Annotated in this window: 19 protein-coding genes and 2 tRNA genes; 15 read left to right on the forward strand and 6 right to left on the reverse strand. The window is 44.7% G+C overall.

The genetic code is table 11. The features are described 5' to 3' along the window. Window positions 1–44 precede the first annotated feature (44 nt). The 8 genes from feoB to AB5213_RS04795 all read left to right on the forward strand — a co-directional run bounded on the left by feoB (window position 45) and on the right by AB5213_RS04795 (window position 7,211). A complete protein-coding gene (feoB, locus tag AB5213_RS04760; RefSeq protein ID WP_349095883.1) occupies window positions 45–2,222 on the forward strand; it encodes a ferrous iron transport protein B in 2,178 nt (725 codons plus the stop codon). 83 nt (window positions 2,223–2,305) lie between these two features. After that, window positions 2,306–2,479 carry a FeoB-associated Cys-rich membrane protein gene (locus AB5213_RS04765; RefSeq protein ID WP_022220530.1) on the forward strand — a complete coding sequence of 58 codons (174 nt, stop codon included), beginning with the start codon at window positions 2,306–2,308 and terminating at the stop codon, window positions 2,477–2,479. A gap of 14 nt (window positions 2,480–2,493) precedes the next feature. Further along, window positions 2,494–2,625 carry a hypothetical protein gene (locus AB5213_RS04770; RefSeq protein ID WP_008374867.1) on the forward strand — a complete coding sequence of 44 codons (132 nt, stop codon included), beginning with the start codon at window positions 2,494–2,496 and terminating at the stop codon, window positions 2,623–2,625. A gap of 1 nt (window position 2,626) precedes the next feature. Then, window positions 2,627–2,995 (forward strand): heavy-metal-associated domain-containing protein, encoded by a 369-nt coding sequence (locus AB5213_RS04775; RefSeq protein WP_173686450.1) that lies wholly within the window; start codon window positions 2,627–2,629, stop codon window positions 2,993–2,995. Window positions 2,996–3,022: 27 nt separating this feature from the next. Next, window positions 3,023–3,415 (forward strand): Fur family transcriptional regulator, encoded by a 393-nt coding sequence (locus AB5213_RS04780; RefSeq protein ID WP_008374870.1) that lies wholly within the window; start codon window positions 3,023–3,025, stop codon window positions 3,413–3,415. A gap of 305 nt (window positions 3,416–3,720) precedes the next feature. Further along, window positions 3,721–4,041, forward strand: a complete 321-nt coding sequence (locus AB5213_RS04785; protein ID WP_008374872.1) for a DUF6110 family protein — start codon at window positions 3,721–3,723, stop codon at window positions 4,039–4,041. A gap of 13 nt (window positions 4,042–4,054) precedes the next feature. Continuing rightward, the gene (locus tag AB5213_RS04790; protein ID WP_368276387.1) at window positions 4,055–6,127 is read left to right on the forward strand and encodes a heavy metal translocating P-type ATPase; all 2,073 of its coding nucleotides are present in this window, start codon (window positions 4,055–4,057) and stop codon (window positions 6,125–6,127) included. 325 nt (window positions 6,128–6,452) lie between these two features. Next, window positions 6,453–7,211 carry a prolipoprotein diacylglyceryl transferase gene (locus AB5213_RS04795; protein ID WP_055297075.1) on the forward strand — a complete coding sequence of 253 codons (759 nt, stop codon included), beginning with the start codon at window positions 6,453–6,455 and terminating at the stop codon, window positions 7,209–7,211. A 291-nt stretch (window positions 7,212–7,502) separates the two neighbouring features. Here AB5213_RS04795 and AB5213_RS04800 read toward each other — a convergent pair. Together AB5213_RS04800 and AB5213_RS04805 are read right to left on the reverse strand one after the other, a co-directional pair. After that, window positions 7,503–7,587: transfer RNA gene (locus AB5213_RS04800), tRNA-Leu, on the reverse strand. Window positions 7,588–7,625: 38 nt separating this feature from the next. Continuing rightward, window positions 7,626–7,710: transfer RNA gene (locus AB5213_RS04805), tRNA-Leu, on the reverse strand. Window positions 7,711–7,987: 277 nt separating this feature from the next. Between AB5213_RS04805 and pap the strand changes: the two genes are divergently transcribed. The 7 genes from pap to AB5213_RS04840 all read left to right on the forward strand — a co-directional run bounded on the left by pap (window position 7,988) and on the right by AB5213_RS04840 (window position 16,747). Then, entirely contained in the window at window positions 7,988–9,451 is a 1,464-nt protein-coding gene (gene pap, locus AB5213_RS04810) for a polyphosphate:AMP phosphotransferase (protein WP_368276388.1), read from the forward strand. A gap of 3 nt (window positions 9,452–9,454) precedes the next feature. After that, the gene (locus AB5213_RS04815; protein ID WP_055155673.1) at window positions 9,455–10,459 is read left to right on the forward strand and encodes a deoxyguanosinetriphosphate triphosphohydrolase; all 1,005 of its coding nucleotides are present in this window, start codon (window positions 9,455–9,457) and stop codon (window positions 10,457–10,459) included. 84 nt (window positions 10,460–10,543) lie between these two features. Next, the gene (dnaG, locus tag AB5213_RS04820; RefSeq protein WP_022220526.1) at window positions 10,544–12,319 is read left to right on the forward strand and encodes a DNA primase; all 1,776 of its coding nucleotides are present in this window, start codon (window positions 10,544–10,546) and stop codon (window positions 12,317–12,319) included. Between the two features lie 39 nt (window positions 12,320–12,358). After that, window positions 12,359–13,474 carry an RNA polymerase sigma factor RpoD gene (gene rpoD, locus AB5213_RS04825; protein WP_008374891.1) on the forward strand — a complete coding sequence of 372 codons (1,116 nt, stop codon included), beginning with the start codon at window positions 12,359–12,361 and terminating at the stop codon, window positions 13,472–13,474. Window positions 13,475–13,478: 4 nt separating this feature from the next. Then, window positions 13,479–14,195 (forward strand): class I SAM-dependent methyltransferase, encoded by a 717-nt coding sequence (locus tag AB5213_RS04830; protein ID WP_022220525.1) that lies wholly within the window; start codon window positions 13,479–13,481, stop codon window positions 14,193–14,195. A gap of 10 nt (window positions 14,196–14,205) precedes the next feature. Next, a complete protein-coding gene (locus AB5213_RS04835) occupies window positions 14,206–15,003 on the forward strand; it encodes a Nif3-like dinuclear metal center hexameric protein (protein ID WP_044999230.1) in 798 nt (265 codons plus the stop codon). 70 nt (window positions 15,004–15,073) lie between these two features. Beyond that, a complete protein-coding gene (locus AB5213_RS04840; RefSeq protein WP_173691926.1) occupies window positions 15,074–16,747 on the forward strand; it encodes a nucleoside kinase in 1,674 nt (557 codons plus the stop codon). 248 nt (window positions 16,748–16,995) lie between these two features. Here the strand turns inward: AB5213_RS04840 and AB5213_RS04845 are convergent, their stop codons facing one another. The 4 genes from AB5213_RS04845 to AB5213_RS04860 are packed head-to-tail and all read right to left on the reverse strand — an operon-like array spanning window position 16,996 to window position 21,644. Further along, the gene (locus AB5213_RS04845) at window positions 16,996–17,880 is read right to left on the reverse strand and encodes an RluA family pseudouridine synthase (RefSeq protein ID WP_055246944.1); all 885 of its coding nucleotides are present in this window, start codon (window positions 17,878–17,880) and stop codon (window positions 16,996–16,998) included. Next, window positions 17,880–19,763, reverse strand: a complete 1,884-nt coding sequence (locus AB5213_RS04850; RefSeq protein WP_195509105.1) for an extracellular solute-binding protein — start codon at window positions 19,761–19,763, stop codon at window positions 17,880–17,882. The genes AB5213_RS04845 and AB5213_RS04850 overlap by 1 nt, the downstream gene beginning before the upstream one ends. Next, window positions 19,763–20,599, reverse strand: a complete 837-nt coding sequence (locus tag AB5213_RS04855; protein ID WP_195368189.1) for an ABC transporter permease — start codon at window positions 20,597–20,599, stop codon at window positions 19,763–19,765. Before AB5213_RS04855 ends, AB5213_RS04850 begins: the two co-directional genes overlap by 1 nt. Next, the gene (locus AB5213_RS04860; protein WP_022220521.1) at window positions 20,571–21,644 is read right to left on the reverse strand and encodes an ABC transporter ATP-binding protein; all 1,074 of its coding nucleotides are present in this window, start codon (window positions 21,642–21,644) and stop codon (window positions 20,571–20,573) included. The genes AB5213_RS04855 and AB5213_RS04860 overlap by 29 nt, the downstream gene beginning before the upstream one ends. Between the last annotated feature and the right edge of the window lie 2 nt (window positions 21,645–21,646).

Below are 21,646 nucleotides of genomic sequence, written 5' to 3' on the forward strand. Positions count from 1 at the left end.
ACATAATTATGCATGAGAGTAGTACAACAAGGAGGTAAAAAGGAATGGCAATTAAAATTGCACTTGCCGGAAACCCGAACTGCGGTAAAACTACCATGTTTAACGCGCTCACAGGAGCCAACCAGTATGTTGGTAACTGGCCAGGGGTTACTGTAGAGAAAAAAGAGGGTAAATTAAAAAGTAAGAAGACAAAGGAAGAAGTTATCGTAACTGACCTTCCGGGTATCTATTCAATGTCTCCATATACACTGGAAGAGGTCGTCAGCCGTGACTATGTGCTGAAAGAAAATCCGGATGTGATCATTGATCTGGTGGATGCAACCAATATTGAACGTAACCTGTATCTGACAACTCAGCTGATCGAGACAGGTGTTCCGGTTGTTATTGCACTGAACATGGCAGATCTTCTTGCGAAGAGAGGAATCAAGATTGATGTGAAGAGACTTTCAATGCTGCTTGACTGTCCGATTATCGAGACATCTGCGCTGAAAGGTGAAGGACTTGACAAACTGATCGATGAAGCAGTAAAAGTTGCTAAGAAGTCAGAAATCGATCTTCCGAAAGATATCTTCTCAGCAGAGCTGGAAGGTGCTGTAGCAGAAGTTAAGAGCGTTCTTCCGAGTTCTGTTTCAGAAGAGAAGAAGAGATGGTACGCTGTAAAATTCCTTGAGAACGACAGCAAGGTAGTAGAGAGCATGAAACTTTCCGGTGCGGCAGCCCAGACGGTGGAAGCACAGAGAAGAGCTCTTGAAAAGAAACATGACGATGATATGGAAAGTATTGTAACAGACGAACGTTACAAATTCATTCAGAAGATTGTTTCAACAACTGTTCAGAAGGGAAAAGAAAAACTTACAACTTCTGATAAGATCGACCGTATCGTTACGAACCGGTTCCTCGGAATCCCGATCTTTATGCTGGTAATGTGGATCGTATATTATGTTTCTGTAACGACAGTCGGTACCTTTGTAACAGATTGGACAAATGATGTATTTGTAGTAGCAATTCAGGATGCAGCAACAAGCGCACTTTCAGCGATCGGTGCCGGTGACATGGTTATGGGACTTGTTGTTGATGGTATCATCGGTGGTCTTGGAGCCGTTCTTGGTTTCGTTCCACAGATGGCGATTCTGTTCCTTTTCTTGTCTATCCTTGAAGACTGTGGATACATGGTTCGTATCGCATTCGTCATGGACCGTGTGTTCAGACATTTCGGACTTTCGGGAAAGAGCTTTATCCCGCTTCTGATTTCATCAGGCTGCGGTATTCCTGGAATCATGGCTTCTAAGACTATTGAACAGGACAATGACAGACGTCTTACAATTATGACAGCAACTTTTATCCCGTGTGGAGCTAAGCTTCCGGTTATCGCTCTGATGGGTGGTGTTATTTCCGGTGAAGTAGCAGGATATCAGGAAAGTTCATTTATCGCACCGCTTATGTATTTCATTGGAATCGTTGCAGTACTTGTAGCTGCGATCATCCTGAAAAAGACAAAACCGTTCTCAGGAAAACCGGCACCGTTCGTAATGGAACTTCCACAGTACCATATTCCACAGGCTAAGACAGTTCTCCTTCATGTATGGGAAAGACTGAAAGGCTTCATCATCAAAGCCGGAACAATCCTGTTCCTTGCCTGCGTTGTAATGTGGTTCCTTGGCGGATTCGGATTTGTAGACGGAAGCTTTGGCATGGTAGAAGACAGCGCAGACAGTCTTATGGCAATGATTGGTGGCGTGATCGCACCGCTCTTTGCACCACTTGGATTTGGCGAGTGGCAGCCGGTAGCAGCTTCTATCTCTGGATTTACAGCAAAAGAAGCAATTGTTTCAACAATGGGTGTACTTGCAAATGTATCTGGTGATACAGAAGATGCAGTCAACGTAGCAGCTGGTGTTGCATCTTGGTTCCCAAGCTCAATTGCAGCATTTACATTCCTGATGTTCAACCTTCTTGATTCTCCTTGCCTTGCAGCAATTGCTACAATGGCACAGCAGATGCAGTCAAGAAAATGGTTCTGGTTCGCAATTCTCTTCCAGAACATCTTCGCTTACATCGTATGCCTCTGTGTATATCAGATCGGTTCATTCGTAACAGGCGGAGCATTCGGAGTTGGTACAGCAGTTGGATTCCTTTTCCTTATCGCAATCCTTTTCATGCTGTTCAGACCAGATCCGTATAAAAATCAGAAAGTTTATTCAAAACGTTCTGTAAACGCATAAGATTTATAAGAACTTTAAGGCGGAAGCCGGATGCAGAAGCCTGTGTCCGGCTTCCAGTGTAAAAGAAAGACAAGGTGAAGGTTATGATCGCAAATATTGTGATAGTGGCACTGATCGCAGCATATTGTATTTATCTGATTTACAAAGGTTATAAAAACCATAAAGAAGGAAAACCGGTCGGTTGCGCTGGATGCAGCGGTAACTGCAGTTCGTGTAGCGGATGTAGTGGAAAAACCGCACCAAAGAAGAAAGACTGAAAGGCGGAAGGCATATGGGAAGTTCAACAGGCTCTATGTTCTATGCATTCGGAGCATTCTTGATCATTTATCTTGTAGGAGTCAGCATATATCAGTTGGTTTTATGGATAAAGAAATGGCGTGAACGCCGGAAGGATGAGGAATAAGATGGTTGATGCAATTATTGTTCTGATCGTGATCGTACTTCTTATTTTTGCATTAAAGGGTACACTTAAACATTTTAAAGGGGAAAGCCCTTGCTGTGGTGGTGGATCTGGACTGATCAAGACAGAGATTGAAGAAAAGGTTCTGGAGCATCCGGCAATCGGTAAAAAGACGGTGATGATTTCCGGTATGCACTGTGATCATTGCGTGAAAAGTGTAACGGAAGCAATTGACAAAATCGAAGGTGCATCTGCAAAGGTGAATCTCAAAAAAGAAGAAGCAGTTGTAAGCTATGACAGAGAAATCGATGATGATGATCTGAAAAAAGCTGTCGAGGAAGCAGGATTTAAGGTGGTTGATATCAGAGCCTAACAGGCGACAGCATGGAAAGGGGCTATCATGGACGCGAAAGAAAGAATAATCGAGCAGCTGAAAAGAAGTGGCTGTAGGGTTACGAAGCAGCGGCTCATGCTGATCGATGTTATTTTGGAAGGAAAATGTAATTGCTGCAAGGAAATTTATTATCAGGCGTCTCTGAAGGATCCGAGTATCGGACCGGCGACGGTATACCGTATGGTCAATACGCTGGAACAGATCGGAGCGATCAGCCGCAAGAATATGTATCGTATTTCGGATGAGGGCAATAAGATGGAATGCATGGTCGAACTGGAGGATGGAACGGTTCTTGATCTTCCGGAAGATAAATGGACAGCAGTAATTAAAACTGGTCTGGATGCCTGTGGATTTTCGGGTGGACAGAATGTGAGAAACATCACACTCAAAGAAGCATAACATTGTAAAAAAACGTTCTGAAACGGAACGGTTCGGATATGGAGGCAGGTACCGTGGTTGTATCTGTCTCTTTAAGATACCGGGAAATGAGTTTCTTCTATATAAATATGGATATAGATAACTGTGAAAAGTTGTGTAAAAATTAAGGTGAAAATAGCGAATTTGTGTTAGATATAATGAAAAAAGTTTGACAAAACTGATTTTGCGCAAAAGTGAGAAAATTTATCAGAAGCAAAAAAAGACTGGAAATTTTCAGATTCGTGTCATATAATAGGCGTTAATGAAAAAACAGGAGGTACGTAGATATGTTTGATATTACTAAAGTAAATTGGAAAAAGGTTGGAATTTTTGCATCAGGAGTTCTTTTTGGAACAGCTGGAATCAAAGCGCTTTCAAGCAAGGATGCTAAGAACGTGTACACAAATTGTACAGCAGCAGTTCTTCGCGCAAAAGACTGTGTTATGAAAACGGCTACAAATATCCAGGAAAATGCAGAGGATATTTACGCTGAAGCTAAGAACATCAACGAAGAAAGAGCTGCTGAAATGGAAGAATTTTCTGATGCAGATACAGCAGCAGAGGCTGAAGAAGCTGAAAATACAGAGTTCAACGAAGTAACAGAGTAAGAGGCGCCTGAACGTGAAGTTTATAATTAAACATGAGATGAAAGGCCGGATGAGAGTCCGGCTTTTTCAAAAAAGAATGACATATGAACAGGCTGATATATTACAGTATTATCTGCTCTGCAATGAATCAGTCAAATTAGCAAAGGTATATGACAGAACCTGTGATGCAGTCATTAATTATACCGGCGACAGAGAAGATGTAATCCGTCTTCTGCAGGAATTTCACTATCAGACAGTGGAAGTTCCGGCAGACGTACTTGCAACTTCCGGTCGTGAAGTGAATGCGCAGTATCAGGAAAAGCTGTTCAATAAAGTAGTATTTCATTATGCAAGAAAATGGTTCCTTCCGTATCCACTGAATGCATGCTATACATCGGTCATGTCACTGAAGTATATCTGGAAGGGAATCAAGTGTCTGTGGGCACGCAAAATTGAGGTTCCGGTGCTGGATGCGACTGCAATCGGTGTATCCGTTGCACGTGGGGATTTCAGTACAGCCGGATCCGTCATGTTCCTGCTTGGAATCGGTGAGATTCTGGAAGAGTGGACACATAAGAAATCCGTAGATGACCTGGCAAGGACCATGTCTCTGAACGTAAGTAAGGTATGGCTGAAGACAGAAGATCAGGAAGTTCTGGTTCCTGCATCCAAGATAAAAGCAGGAGACCGGATTGTGATTCGTATGGGAACTGTGATTCCGTTTGACGGCGATATCGTGGATGGTGAAGCGATGATCAATCAGGCATCTCTTACCGGAGAGTCAGTGTCTGTCCGCAAGACGGTTGGAAGCTATGCATATGCAGGAACGGTGGTTGAAGAAGGTGAGATCACAGTCGGAGTCAAACAGGTAAGCGGAAACAGCCGCTTTGATAAGATCGTTACGATGATTGAAGAATCTGAGAAGTTAAAATCAGGAGTAGAAAGCAAGGCAGAACATCTTGCAGACAGGCTTGTACCGTATTCGCTTGGTGGAACAGCTCTTACCTATCTGCTGACGAGAAATGTCACAAAGGCCCTTTCAATCCTGATGGTAGATTTTTCGTGTGCCCTTAAGCTTTCAATGCCGATTTCGGTGCTGTCTGCAATCCGTGAAGCAAACCTTTACAATATTACCGTAAAGGGCGGAAAGTATCTGGAAGCCGTGGCAGAGGCAGATACGATCGTATTTGACAAGACTGGTACACTTACAAAAGCAACACCTACCGTGGTGGATGTGGTTCCCTTTGATGGAAGAACACCGGATGAACTGCTCCGTATTGCAGCGTGTCTGGAAGAACATTTTCCACATTCTATGGCGAAAGCAGTAGTAAATGCAGCAAAAGAGAAAAATCTGGATCATGAGGAAATGCATTCCAAGGTAGAGTATGTGGTTGCACATGGCATTTCTACAACGATTGATGATAAAAATGTAATTATCGGAAGCTCTCATTTTGTATTTGAAGATGAAAAATGTACAATTCCGGAAGGAAAACAGGAGTTATTTGACAGTCTTTCGGAAGAATATTCACATCTGTATCTTGCAATCGAGAATCAGCTTGCAGGAGTGATCTGTATTGAAGATCCATTGAGAGAAGAGGCGAAGACAGTAGTTGCCGAGCTCAAGAAAACAGGATTTGGAAAGATTGTTATGATGACAGGTGACAGCGACCGTACAGCTTCGGCGATCGCAAAGCGTGTCGGTGTGGATGAATATTATTCAGAAGTACTGCCAGAAGATAAGGCTGCATTTGTAGAAAAAGAAAAAGCAGCCGGAAGAAAAGTTATTATGATCGGCGATGGTATCAATGATTCTCCGGCGCTTTCAGCGGCAGATGTGGGAATTGCGATCAGCAATGGCGCAGAGATTGCACGTGAGATTGCAGATATTACGGTAGGCGCAGATGATCTTGGACAGATCGTAACCTTAAGACGTCTCAGCAATAGGCTGATGAAGAGGATTCAAAGTAATTACCGTTTTATCGTTGGATTCAATTCCGGTCTGATCGTACTTGGAGTAACCGGTGTGATCCAGCCGACGACATCAGCACTTTTACACAATACTTCAACTCTGGCAATTGGGCTGAAGAGTATGAAGAATCTTCTGTAAGGCAGAACAATTTAATGATAGCTCTAAACGTGGGGGATGATTCTCTGAATCATGCCCCATTGCTGGATTAATAAGAGGCAAAATAGCGTTACTGTTCACTCCCGTGTCAATCACTACGCTGATTGGCACGGAGGATGCACGTTTTATCTTGAATGGCATCTCGCCCATCGCCAAAGGCGATTTAAAATGGCGAGATGCGTTGCTGGTCACAGGTACTGTGAACAGTAACAAAATAGCAGATAGTATCCAAAAGGATAAGATTGACAAATGAAGGGATAATCCATACAATGATAAATAGATTGATAAAAGGGAGGAAGAAAAAAGCGTGAAAATTGATCTGTTTTCAATAGGAAAGTTTACGATACATGGATATGGACTGATGATCGCAATCGGTATCCTTTGTTGTGTGGCAATGGCTTCTTATCGGGCAAAAAAGAATGGCCTGGATCAGGAAGCAATTGTGGATATTGGAATTTACGGTGTAATCGGCGGTTTTTTAGGTGCAAAAATTCTATATGTGATCGTGGAGTTTAAGACGTTTATCAAGGATCCGAAGACGGTACTCGGTTCAGAAGGGTTTGTCGTATATGGTGGAATTATTGCCGGTTTTCTGACAGCAATTGTATATTGCAGAATCAAGAAGCTTTATTTTCTGGAATATTTTGATCTCGCTGTGGCAAGTATTTCGATGGCACAGGGATTTGGAAGAATCGGATGTTTTCTTGCAGGATGCTGCTATGGAAGGGAGACAACCTTCAGATTTGGTGTGGTCTTCCCGGAAGGTGGGCTTGCTCCGGCAGGTGTAAAACTGATTCCGACACAGCTTATTTCGTCGGCGGGTGATTTCCTGATCATGATCGTGTTACTTCTATATTATAGAAAGAATAAAAAAGACGGTACACCGGGAAACGTAGGCTTTTTATATATGCTGCTGTATGGTGTGGGAAGATTTCTTGTTGAGTTTTTGAGAAATGATAACAGAGGGGGAGCTTGGATGTTCTCAACCTCTCAGTGGATCTCCATGGTGATCGTAGCAGGTGGAATTGTATTGTATCTTGTAAATAAAAAAAGGCATAAATGGTAAGGAAGCGGAAGATGGGGCCAGGTTCGTCCGGTGGACGGATGCTCTGCGCCGACCGTAGCGAAGCGAAGACCTGAACCATGGGTTTAAGCTGTACGTTGGTATAAAAAAGAATTTCTAAACAAAAACGGAGAGTTTGAAAAAGGAAGGAAGCGGAAGATGGGGCGCAATTCGTCCGGTGGACGAATGCTCTGCGCCGACCGTAGCGGAGCGAAGACCTGAACCATGGGTTCAGGTCACGCTTCGGTACTATAAAAAGGAACCTCTGATAAAATCAGAGGTCCCTTTTTATAATGCGGAAGATGGGACTTGAACCCACACAAGCGCAATGCTTACAAGATCCTTAGTCTTGCTCGTCTGCCAGTTCCGACACTTCCGCACAAAAATATTTAATTACCGGATTCGGATAAATCCGAATGCGGAAGATGGGACTTGAACCCACACAGGCGCAATGCCTACAAGATCCTTAGTCTTGCTCGTCTGCCAGTTCCGACACTTCCGCATATCACTCAGTGAGCTTTGTTTTTAACTGCTCGCCGCTGACAAAAGCTATAATACTATATTCCAAACGCAAAGTCAACAAAAAATTAAAAGAAATTTTAATTCGCAATATATTACAAAAAATATCGAAAAGATAAATAATTCAATGATTTTACAAATTTACTTTCTTATTATGAGAAAATATAGTAATATGATATATAATTGTATGCGTTAAATGCGCGTTTTATCAATGAATTTGGGGATAATAAGAGCAGAAACTGGTGAAATGGAGGCATTTTATGGAGAAAAATATAAAAATGAAGGATATAAAAGAACTGGGAGAGCAGCTTGGAGAACTGCAAAGAGTGTGCAGGGAGAAAAAAATCCCGGTGATGATCGCGTTTGAGGGTTATGGAGCAGCAGGAAAAGGACTTCAGATTGGTAATCTGATCCAGGCACTCGATCCAAGAGGCTTTAAAGTATATGCGGTAAAAAATGAAACGGAAGAGGAATGGATGCATCCTTTTATGTGGCGTTTCTGGACGAAGATCCCGGAAAAAGGAAGAATTGCGATTTTTGATACCAGCTGGTACCGGAGAGTTATGATTGAACGTTTTGAAGGAAAAACACCGGAAAAAGAGCTGGAAAAGGATTTTGCATCGATCCGTGCGTTTGAAAAACAGCTGACGGATGATGGAATGGTGATCATCAAACTGTTTTTAAAGATTGACCGGAAAGAACAGAAAAAGCGCTTTGAGAAACTGCTTGCTTCCAAGGATACTGCATGGCGGGTAAGCAAAGGCGATCTGAAGCGGAACCATGATTTTAAAGAGTATAAAGCAATCAATGAAGAGATGCTGCGGAAAACGGATGCAGATTACGCACCGTGGACAGTGATCAATGCTACAAAGAAGAAAGAAGCCAAAGTGGCTGTTTATCAGGCGGTGATCCAGGCAATGAAAGAAGCAGTCGCAAGAAAGGAACTGGAAGAAAAAGGCAGTCTGGAAAAGAAAACGGAAATGAAAAGGGAAACAGCAGAATCCATTCTGGCAAAGACGGATCTTTCCAAATCCATGCCAAAAGAGGTTTATGAGGAACGCTTAAAAGAACTTCAGAAAAAGATGGAACATCTGCATGGAGAGCTTTATCGCAGGAGAATCCCGGTTGTCCTTGGCTTTGAGGGGTGGGATGCCGGAGGAAAAGGTGGTGCGATCAAACGTCTGACTTCACATATGGATCCGAGGGGATATGTGGTGAATCCGACAGCGTCACCGAGTGATACAGAGAAAGCACATCATTATCTGTGGCGTTTCTGGCGTGCAATGCCGAAAGCCGGCCATATTGCGATATTTGACAGAACCTGGTACGGAAGAGTGATGGTAGAGAGGATTGAAGGATTTTGTACCGAAAAAGAATGGAAGAGAGCTTATGGGGAAATCAATGCCATGGAGCAGGATCTGGTAAATGCAGGAGCAATCGTGCTGAAATTCTGGATGCAGATTGACAAGGATGAGCAGGCGAGAAGGTTTAAAGCCAGACAGGAAAATCCGAAAAAACAGTGGAAGATCACCGATGAAGACTGGAGAAACCGGGAAAAATGGGATCAGTATGAGGTGGCGGTAGAAGAAATGCTGGAAAAGACTTCTATGCCACATGCACCGTGGATCGTAGTGGAAGGAAATGATAAATACTATGCACGTATTAAAGTTCTGGAATGCGTGACAGAAGCAATCGAGAAACGACTGAAAGAAGAGAGAAAATAAAAAATGACAATCAGGGAACAGATGGAAGAAAGAGAAAAGGAATATCTAAGCCCCTGTGCCACATTAAGCATGGCTTCCCGGGGGAGAAAGAGAAATGAGCCACAGTGTGACATCCGACCGGTTTTTCAGAGGGACAGAGATCGGATCCTGCACAGTAAGGCATTCCGGCGCATGAAGCAGAAGACGCAGGTGTTTCTCCTGCCAATCGGAGACCATTACAGGACACGGCTGACGCATACGCTGGAAGTATCGCAAAACGCCCGGACGATCGGAAAGGCGCTCAGGCTGAACGAAGATCTGGTGGAGGCAATTGCACTGGGGCATGATCTTGGGCATACTCCGTTTGGACATGCAGGAGAGAGAGCTCTGAACAATGTGTGTCCGTGTGGATTTAAACACAATGAACAAAGTGTCCGTGTAGTAGAGGTGTTGGAGAAACAGGGGGAGGGACTGAACCTGACTTGGGAAGTGATCGATGGAATCCGCAACCACAAAAGTGCGGGAATGCCTGCGACACTGGAAGGGCAGATCGTTAGACTGTCTGATAAGATTGCTTATGTGAACCATGATATTGATGACGCAGTAAGGGCGGGGATCATGAATGAAGAGGAACTGCCCAAAGAGCTGCGAAAAGTTCTGGGCAACAGTAAAAGAGAGCGTTTGAACACACTTACCCATGATGTGATCGTAAACAGCATGGACAAACCGAAGATCTGCATGTCAGAGGAAGTCCGTGAAGCATTGATGGAGCTGCGGGCATATATGTTTACTCATGTTTATGAGAATCCACTTGCAAAGGGCGAAGAGGACAAAGCAATCCGAATGGTCGAAGATCTGTATTCTTATTATGAAACGCACATGGAAAAGATGCCGGAGCAGTATCTGAAACAGCTGCAGAAGGGGGAAATGCCGGAGATCGCAGTGTGTGATTACATAGCAGGAATGACGGATAATTTTGCCGTAAAAAAGTTTGAAGAAATTTTTATTCCACAATCTTGGAAATTTTAAAGGAAATAAAAAAGTTTTGTCGAATATATATTATGTAGGGGTTGCGCAAGGCGCGTGAACCCTGCCAGGAAGGTGTAGGACATAATGTATTATTCAGATGAGATTATAGAAGAAGTAAGATCGAAAAATGATATCGTAGATGTGATTTCCGGATATGTGAAGCTGAAGAAGCAGGGGAGTTCGTATTTCGGACTTTGCCCGTTTCACAGTGAGAAATCTCCTTCTTTTTCTGTGAGCAGGGATAAGCAGATGTATTACTGCTTTGGCTGCGGAGCGGGAGGAAATGTATTTACCTTCATTATGGAGTATGAGAATTATTCTTTTGTAGAAGCACTCAAGTTTCTGGCACAGCGTGCCGGTGTGGAGCTTCCGCAAGAGGAATATTCAAAAGAAGCGAAAGAAAGAGCAGATACGAGAAGTGCGCTGCTTGAGATGAACAAGCTGGCGGCCAAGTATTATTATGCGCAGCTGAAGACGGAGGGCGGAAGGCAGGCAAGAGAATATCTGCAGAACCGTCAGTTGAGCCAGGAGACGATCACCGCATTTGGACTTGGATATTCCAGCAAATACAGTGATGATCTGTTTCGATACCTTAAGATGAAGGGTTATAGTGAAGAGATGATCATCAAAGCCGGTCTGGTAAATGTCGATGAAAAGCACGGAGTTTACGACAAATTCTGGAACCGTGTCATGTTTCCGATTATGGATGTGAATAACCGTGTGATCGGATTCGGCGGGCGTGTGATGGGCGATGGGAAGCCAAAGTACCTGAACTCACCGGAGACTCTGATCTTTGATAAGAGCCGGAATCTGTACGGACTTCACCGGGCGAGAACATCAAGAAAGCCGTATTTTATTGTATGTGAAGGCTATATGGATGTAATTTCGCTCCATCAGGCGGGATTTACCAATGCAGTTGCATCACTTGGAACTGCACTTACAGCAGGACATGCAGCATTGATCAAACGGTATGTGAATGAAGTCTATCTGACCTATGACAGTGATGAAGCCGGAACTAAAGCGGCACTCCGGGCAGCTCCGATCCTTCGGGAGGCCGGTGTGACGACCCGCGTGATCCGGATGGAACCGTACAAGGATCCGGATGAATTCATCAAGAATCTTGGAGCTGAGGCATTTGAAGAGCGGATCAGGAAAGCAAGGAACAGCTTTATGTTCGGTCTTGAGATGCTGGAAAAAGGTTATGACCTGAATGCACCGGAAGGAAAGACGGAATTCCTCAGAGAGGCGGCGAGAAGGCTGGCACGTTTTGAAGAAGAAATTGAACGTGATAATTACATAGAAGCGGTGGCAAAGACTTATCACGTCGGCTACGAAGAACTTAAGAAGCTGGTTGTCAAGGTAGCAGTCCAGAGCGGAATGGCAGCTCCGGCCACAAAGCCAAGACAGACGATCCGCCAGGAAACGCCAAAAGAGGATGGTCATATCCGGTCACAGAAGATTCTGCTTACCTGGCTGATCGACAGGGAAGAGCTGTTTGATCAGGTAAGCCGTTATGTTACGCCGGAGGATTTTACGGTGGAGCTGTACCGGAAAGTTGCTGAACTTCTGTATGAACAGCATGCAAAAGGAGAACTGAATCCTGCGCAGATCATGAATTATTTTACAGAGGAAGAGGAACACCGCGCGGTGGCAGCACTTTTTAATACGAGAATCAAAGAGCTGACGACTGCGGGAGAGCAGGAAAAAGCGATCAAGGAGACGATTCTCCGGGTAAAGGAGTACAGTATCGAAACCGCAACCCGGAATCTGGATCCGACAGACATTCAGGGGCTGCAAAGGCTTATGAATGCGAAGAAGGCAGTGCAGGACCTTCATAAACTGCATATTTCCATTAATTAGGGATAGAATATAAACAAGCGATGAGAGGAAGGACACTACATGGAAGAGAACGTAGTAAAGTTTCAGGAAAAATTAAAAAATCTGGTTGCCCTTGCGAAGAAAAAGAAGAACATTCTTGAAATCCAGGAAATCAATGATGCATTCCGGGATATGGAGCTGGAACCGACACAGATGGACAAGGTATTTGAGTACCTGGAGGCCAATGGGATCGATGTGCTTCAGATGAATGATGACTCCAATGTGGATGATGATGATCTGGAGATCATGCTTTCGGATGAAGACGAAGTGGATATGGAGAAGATCGACCTGTCTGTTCCGGACGGAATCAGCATCGAAGATCCGGTCCGTATGTATCTGAAGGAGATCGGTAAGGTTCCGCTTCTTTCAGCAGAAGAAGAGATTGAGCTGGCAAAGAGAATGGCAGATGGTGATGAAGAAGCGAAAAAGCGTCTTGCAGAAGCCAACCTGCGACTGGTAGTCAGCATTGCAAAGCGTTACGTGGGACGTGGTATGCTGTTCCTGGATCTTATACAGGAAGGAAACCTTGGACTTATCAAAGCGGTAGAGAAGTTTGATTATCAGAAGGGATTTAAGTTCAGTACCTATGCAACATGGTGGATCCGTCAGGCAATCACACGTGCGATTGCTGACCAGGCGAGAACCATCCGTATACCGGTTCATATGGTAGAGACGATCAACAAACTGATCCGTGTATCCAGACAGTTACTGCAGGAGCTTGGACGTGAACCTACGCCGGAAGAGATCGCTGCAGAGTTGGACATGCCGGTAGACCGTGTGCGTGAAATCTTAAAGATTTCCCAGGAACCGGTTTCTCTTGAGACTCCGATCGGTGAGGAAGAGGACAGCCACCTGGGCGACTTTATCCAGGATGACAATGTACCTGTTCCGGCAGAAGCAGCAGCGCAGACACTTCTGAAAGAACAGCTGGATGAAGTTTTAAGTACACTGACAGAGAGAGAGCAGAAGGTTCTCCGCCTGCGTTTTGGTATGAGTGATGGAAGAGCACGTACACTGGAAGAGGTCGGAAAAGAGTTCGATGTCACCCGTGAGCGTATCCGTCAGATTGAAGCAAAAGCACTCCGCAAGCTTCGTCATCCAAGCCGTAGCAGAAAATTAAGAGATTATTTGGATTAAGAAGATGGCTGAATTATCAAAAAGATTACAGGCAGTGGCGGATCTTGTCACACCGGGAATGCGTCTTGCGGATGTGGGAACAGATCACGCTTACATCCCAATCTATCTGACACAGAACGGGCTGGTTCCATCCGCAATTGCCATGGATATTAACAAAGGACCATTAGAGAGAGCGGATACACATATCCTTGAACATGGACTGGATGGGAAGATCGTTACCCGTCTTTCTGATGGTCTGGTGAATTTGAAAATGGAAGAAGCTGACACAATGATCGCCGCCGGAATGGGCGGCGGTCTTGTCATACATATTTTGAATGAGGATCCGGCAAAAACCAGAAGCTTAAAGGAACTGATCCTGCAGCCGCAGTCAGAGCTTGCGAAAGTCCGCCGTTATCTGGAAGAACATAGATTTCGTATCGTTGCAGAGGACATGGTGGAAGAGGATGGCAAATACTATCCGATGATGAAGGTGATCCCGACAGAGCAGAAAGGTCTTTATGCGGAAGGTGTTCCGGCAGCAGAAGAAGAGCTTGAATATGGAAAATATTTATTAGAGAAGGGTCACCCGGTGATGGGAGAATATCTGAAAAAAGAACTGTCTGTGAATCAGGGCGTGTATGAAAAGCTTCGGGTGCAGGAGAGTGAACGCACGAAGGAGAGAAGTGCAGAGATTCTGCATATGATAAAGAGAGCAGAAGACCTGCTTGACCGGTATTTTTAGGAGGAAAATGATGATTTGCAGAGAAATTATAAAAGAAATAGAAGCACGTTTTCCAAAGCACTATGCTATGGAGTGGGATAATGTAGGACTGCAGGTCGGAAGAAGCGATAAAGAAGTAAAGCGGATCTATCTTGCACTGGATGCGACGGATGAAGTGATCGAAGAAGCAGCAGACTGGGGCGCGGATATGCTGATCACACATCATCCGATGATCTTTAAAGCAATGAAAAAGATCAATGACGAGGATTTTATTGGCAGAAGAGTACTGAAGTTGATCCGGGATGACATTTCTTACTATGCGATGCATACCAATTATGATGTGATGGGAATGGCAGAGCTTGCTGGGAAGGTACTTGAACTGAGTGAACCGGAGGTTCTGGAAGTGACGGGAAGCATGCATTCAGAATCCGGCGAAGTTCCGGTTGGGATCGGAAGAGTTGCTGATCTGGCACAGCCGATGGATTTAAAATCCTGTGCGGAAATGGTAAAAAAAGCATTTGATCTTCCGAATGTGAAAATTTTTGGAGAGCCGGATATGCAGGTACATCGCCTTGGTGTTTTTCCGGGCTCCGGGAAGAGCGCAATTTCCGTATCTTTGGAAAAAGGTGTGGATGTACTGGTGACAGGTGACATTGATCACCATGAGGGGATTGATGCAGTTGCGCAAAAAATGGCAGTAATTGATGCCGGACACTATGGCGTGGAGCATATCTTTATTGCAGATATGGAACATTTTTGCCGGGAGAAATTTCCAGAGGCAGAGATCCGGACAGCAAAGATCCGGCAGCCATTCTGGGTTTTGACGTAAGGTGTTTGGGAGCGGGGAGAAAACAGACAGATTTGTCAAAGCGCCGTAAGGCAGAAAGAAGGCGGTAAATATGGAACAGCAGATGTACAAAGTACAGATTGACGGGGAAGAGAGAAGTTTTCCGGCAGGAACCACATATCTGCAGATTGCCGGGGAATATCAGGAAAGATACCCACATGATATTGTTCTTGTATATGTAAATGGAAAGCTTCAGGAGCTTGGAAAGAAGCTGAAAAAGGACTGTACGCTCCATTTTGTGACGACAGGCGAGACAATTGGAAATCTTACCTATCGCCGTGGTGTAAGTTTTCTGCTGGTGAAGGCAGTATATGATACAATCGGACACGATAAGATAGAACAGGTGAGAATCCATTTTTCTGTAGATAAAGGGTATTATTGTACAATAAAAGGAGATCAGAAGCTGGATCAGGAACTGCTTGCAAGGATTGAAGAACGGATGCATGAAATGGCAGATATGGATCTTTCAATCCGGAAGAGATCGGTTCATACCGATGAAGCGGTTGAAATGTTCCGCAAGTACGGTATGAAGGATAAAGAGCGTTTGTTCCGGTATCGCAGAGTGTCTACAGTCAATATTTACAGTATCAATGAATTTGAGGACTACTATTACGGCTATATGGTTCCATCAACCGGCTATCTGAAATATTTTAAATTATATTTATATGATGAGGGATTTGTAGTGCAGATGCCGGAGGCAGCTGAACCGGAAAAGATACCTCCGTTTCAGCCACAGAATAAGCTGTTCCATGTGCTGAAGGAATCTACGCGTGGCGGTGACATGCTTGGAATTGAGACGGTAGGGGCACTGAATGATTATGTGACAGGCGGCAGCGCCAATCCAAAGGAACTGCTTCTGGTACAGGAGGCAATGCAGGAGAAGAAGATTGCGCAGATCGCAGAGCAGATTGCAGGAAATCCGCAGAAAAAGTTTGTCTTGATCGCCGGTCCTTCTTCGTCAGGAAAGACTACATTTTCCAGACGGCTTTCCATCCAGCTCCGGGTAAGCGGTCTGGTCCCGCATCCGATTTCGGTGGATGATTACTTTAAGAACCGTGTGGATACACCGCTGGACGCAGAAGGAAAGCCGAATTATGAGTGTTTGGAAGCACTGGATGTGGAACTTTTTAATCACGATCTGAAAAAGCTGCTTGCAGGAGAACGGATTGAGCTTCCGACGTTCAATTTCAAGACCGGAAAACGGGAATATAACGGACATTATATGCAGCTTGGTGAGCAGGATATTCTGGTGATCGAAGGCATTCATTGTCTGAATGATGCGTTGACCCATGATCTGCCAAAAGAAAATAAATTCAAGATCTATATCAGTGCACTGACCCAGCTGAATATCGATGAGCATAACCGGATCGCATCAACAGATGGACGTCTGATCCGCCGGATGGTGCGTGATGCAAGAACCAGAGGTACTTCGGCAAAGCAGACGATCGCTATGTGGCAGTCGGTGCGAAGAGGGGAAGAGAACAATATTTTCCCGTATCAGGAAGACGCGGATGTGATGTTCAATTCAGCTCTTCTTTATGAGCTGGCAGTTCTGAAAGCTTATGCAGAACCGATCCTGTTCGGAATTGAGAAGGACTGCGCCGAATATCAGGAGGCGAAGAGACTGCTCAAATTCCTGGATTATTTTGTGGGGATCGGAAGTGAGTATGTTCCGCAGAATTCGATTTTGAGGGAATTTATTGGAGGCGGATGTTTCGATTTGTAGAATGTTGAAGCTGGTCACATGGTAAGAGACCAATATAGATTATAGGGGCAGTTTGAATCCGTTCCGCTGTTTTTTTAGTGTGATCCGTCGTCAGAAATAAGAAATAAACAGAAGAAGAGCTTCTGGGAGAATGAATATCTTTGTTCTCTCAGGAGCTCTTCTTCTGTTTGACCGGAAAATACATATGGAAAATTCTTCCATAAAAAGAGTATTATGTGCCGGGGATGGGGATCACTTAAATATATTTATCAGAGTAACATATCTTCAGGCACAGGCGCTGTGAAATGCATTTCTTCTCCTGTGATTGGATGCCGGAAACGCAGATGATGTGAGTGCAGTGCCTGACGGCTGATATGGCTGTAATCCGGATTATAGAGAAAATCTCCCGGAAGCGGATGACCGATGTAATTCATATGCACCCGAATCTGATGAGTGCGTCCGGTATCCAGCTTTAAGGCAACCAAAGAGTAGACCGGATCTGTATTTGTGATGGAAAGCCTGCGGTAATGGGTGCAGGCGTATTCACCATGTTTAAAATCGACCATGCGCTCGATGGTAGAACCCTCTTTTCTGGCAATTGGAGCAGTGATGATTCCGTCTTCCGGGACGATTCCCGTGGCAAGTGCCAGATATTCCCGGTGGATTTCCCGGCGTGCCATCATGGCAGAGAGGAGAGAGGCACTGTAAAGATGCCGGGCAATAATCAGAAGACCGGTGGTGTCCCGGTCAAGTCGGTTAATGCAGCGGTAGACAAAAGGCTCGCCTTTCTCTTTGAAATACCAGGCACAGGCATTGGCAAGTGTGTTGTCATAATTTCCCTGGGAAGGGTGAATTGGCATTCCGGCAGGTTTATTGATGACCAGCAGGTCCGGATCTTCATATACGATCGAAAGAGGCAGATCTGACGGAACAATATTTTCGGAGAATTTTGTTTCGGTAATCCGGATGGCAAGCTGGTCGCCGGGAGTAAGAAGAGTGCGCGCCAGTACCGGTTCCCCGTTCAGACGGATTCCTTCCGTATCCTCTTTGATTGCCCGGATCAGAGAAGAAGAATATCCATGAGCTTTTAAAAACTCATGGATATTGGAAGTTTTCTGTTCGGTTATTGTATAATTCAGAATTCTTTCCCACATTACTTTGATTTCACTTCCCGCCATAATTCATTGTAGACAGCATCGTTTTTATCTCCAAGGAATTTGAAGGTCTCACATCCGGAGAGCTCGCTTGCATCCGGGAATGCAATCTTGCTGTTGCGGATGGACTCGTCTTCAATCAGTTCCCGTGCTGCTTCATTTGGAGTCGAGTAGGTGATGTACTCAAAGTTCTTCAGTGCGATGTCCGGACGGCAGAGGAAGTTGATGAACTTTTCTGCATTTTCCTTATGCTCTGCATTCTTCGGAATTACCCAGGAGTCGATCCAGATATTGGATCCTTCTTTCGGGATCACGTATTCCAGGTTTGGATTTTCTTTCTGTGTGTAAATGGCTTCACCGGAGTAAATAACACCGATGGCTGCTTCGTTTCCGATCATCTTGTCACGCACCTGGTCAACGACGTATGCCTGAACCAGTGGTTTCTGTTTGATCAGAAGATTCTTCGCTTCGTTCAGCTCGTCCAGGTCGGTTGAGTTCAGGGAATATCCAAGATATTTTAAGGTAACACCGAATGCATCGCGGACGCTGTCCTGCATCAGAATGCTGTCCTTGTACTTTGGATCCCAGAGAACAGACCAGGAATCAATTGGTTCGTCTACCATGGTTTTGTTGTAAAGGATCCCGACAGTTCCCCAGCAATAAGGAACAGAGTATTTATTTTCCGGATCAAATGCTTTGGACTGATCCATGTAAGTCTGTCCAATATTTTTGATATTCGGAATATTATCCCAGTTGATCTCGGCGAGGAGATCATTCTCAATCATACGCTGGATCATATAGTCAGAAGGGCAGACCACATCGTAGGAAATGGCGCCGGACTGCACCTTCGGGTACATGATCTCATTGGTTTCGTATTCTTCATAAACTACCTGGATACCGGTTTCTTCTTCAAAGATATCCAGGACATCCGGGTCCAGATATTCGCCCCAGTTGTAGACAATTACCTTTTCGGCGCCGGAAATCTTTGTCTTTGAATTGTAGAAAAATCCTCCGGCTGTAATGACGATCACGAGCAGTGCCGGTACGACACGTGTTACGACGAGACGCATCGTGTGGCGTGCACGGGATGGCTTGCGGATCGTGCCGTCTTTTTCGTGAACTTCTTTTTCCGGTTTTAAATTGACCAGGAAGAGAAGGAAGAGCACCGTTACAAACATGATCGTTGAGAGTGCGTAAATTTCCGGACGGATTCCTTTTCGTACTTCACTGTAAATTTTGGTGGACAGGGTATCGATTCCAGGTCCTTTGGTAAAGTGGGTGATCACAAAATCATCCAACGACATGGTAAATGCAAGCAGGAAACCGGAAAGAATTCCTGGAAGGATATCCGGAAATACGACTTTGAAAAAAGCGTAGATCGGGGAAGCACCCAGATCCAGTGCAGCTTCATAGGTCCGCCGGTTGGTCTGCTTTAGTTTTGGCATGACACTTAGGATGACATACGGGATATTAAAGGTTATATGTGCAATCAGGATTGTCGAAAATCCCATGTTCATACGGAATGCGATAAACAACAGCATCATAGATACACCAGTCACAATGTCTGCGTTCAGCATCGGAATGTTGGTGACACCCAGCATAAAGGTACGAAACTTGCGGTTCATACTCTGGATTCCAATGGAAGCCAAAGTTCCGATCACGGTTGCAATCAGCGCAGAAAGAAGTGCGATGATCAGGGTGTTGTATAAGGTGCTCATGATCGCTTCATCCTGGAAAAGGGATACATACCATTTTCCGGTAAATCCGCCCCATTTGGCACGGGTTCTGGAACTGTTAAAGGACAGAACCATCAGTGTCATGATCGGAGCATAGAGGAAGATCACGATCAGCAGTAAATATAAATTCTGTAATTTCTTTTTCATTAGAATGCTGTGCCCTCCCCGTCTTTATCGTATTTGGCGATCAGAGCCATACTTGCAATGATGAAGATCATCAGGACAAGTGAAAGTCCACTTCCTACATGCCAGTTGCTTCCCTGCTGGAATTCCTGTTCGATGACATTTCCGATCAGAAGGATTTTGCTTCCACCGAGGAGGTTGGAAATGACGAAGGTTGTAAGCGCAGGTACAAATACCATAGTGATTCCACTGATGATACCCGGAACACTAAGCGGAAGGATGATCTTGGTAAATGTCTGGATATTTCCGGCACCGAGATCTCTGGCTGCGGAAATAACATCTTTGTCAATCTTTACAAGTACATTGTAAATCGGCAGCACCATGAACGGCAGGAAGTTGTAGACCATACCGAGGATGATCGCTGTCGGTGTGTTGATAATGTTCCATGAAGGCAGCCCGAAGAAATGGAGAACGGAGTTGATGACACCGTTTTTCTCCAGGAGGTTCTGCCATGCAAGAGTTCTGAGCAGAAAGTTCATCCACATCGGAAGGATGAAAACAAGTACTACGAAGCTGGACTGGTTTACATTTCTTCCGACAAGGATCATTGCCAGAGGATAGGCAAGGATCAGGCAGATCACTGTGCTGACAAATGCAAGTAGAAGTGCAAGCCCCAGAGCCTTTAAATTCTCAGGTGTTGTGATTTTGGCAAGGTTCATCCAGGTGAAATTTCCGTCATTGTCAGTCAGACCATAATAGAAGATCATGATCAGAGGAATGATAATGAAAGAAACTGCCCAGAAAAGGTATGGCCCTGCCAGGAGACGTTTGCTATTCTTCAATTCCTGCAGCCTCCTCATCTTCAGATTCCGGTTTTTTCATGATCTGAATATCAAACGGGTCAACATGGATTCCAACCTCAGTGCCAACCGGGAACATATCGGTGCTGTGTACCAGCCATTCATAGTTGTTGGCAAGGACTTCCATTTCATAGTGGACTCCTTTGAAAATCAGATGGGTAACGACACCCTTTAATGTGCCTTCTTCTGGTTTTACAAGATCGATGTCCTCCGGACGGATGACCGCATCGACCGGTTTGTTGGTTCCGAATCCGGTATCCACACACGGGAATTCGGCACCGACAATATTGACCAGCTTATCGCGTACCATGATGGCATTGAAAATGTTGCTATCGCCAATGAAGTCGGCTACGAAAGCATTTTCTGGTTCGTTGTAGATATCTTCCGGTGTACCGATCTGCTGGATGTATCCCTGATTCATGACAACAATCGTGTCAGACATGGTGAGGGCTTCTTCCTGATCGTGGGTAACGTAGATAAATGTAATTCCCAGCTCATTTTTTAAACGGATCAGTTCATACTGCATGTCCTGGCGGAGCTTTAAATCCAGGGCACCGAGAGGTTCATCCAGAAGAAGAACTTTTGGTTCATTTACAATGGCGCGGGCGATGGCAATACGCTGCTGCTGTCCCCCACTTAAAGAATCCGGATAACGGTTCTGGTAACCTTCCAGATTGACCAGTTTTAATGCATAATGAATCTTATCATCGATGTAAGATTTTGATTTCCCTTTGATCTTTAGACCAAAAGCAATATTTTCAGCAATGGTCATATGGGTGAAAAGCGCATATTTCTGGAAAACAGTGTTGAGCTGCCGTTTATTCGGTGCAAGGGATGTAATGTCCTTTCCATCGAAAATTACTTTTCCGGAGTCCGGATTTTCGAATCCGCCGAGGATACGCAGAAGCGTTGTCTTTCCGCAGCCGCTAGGTCCTAAAAGTGTGAGAAATTCATTTTCTCTGATATAAAGGTTCAGGTCGTCCAGAACCAGATTGTCTCCATATGATTTGGAAACACCAACAATGTCAATCAGTTTGTTTGGCATAT

This window comes from Coprococcus sp. RTP21204st1_G4_RTP21204_210225 (assembly GCF_040915385.1).
GTDB classification, from domain to species: domain Bacteria; phylum Bacillota; class Clostridia; order Lachnospirales; family Lachnospiraceae; genus Allocoprococcus; species Allocoprococcus comes.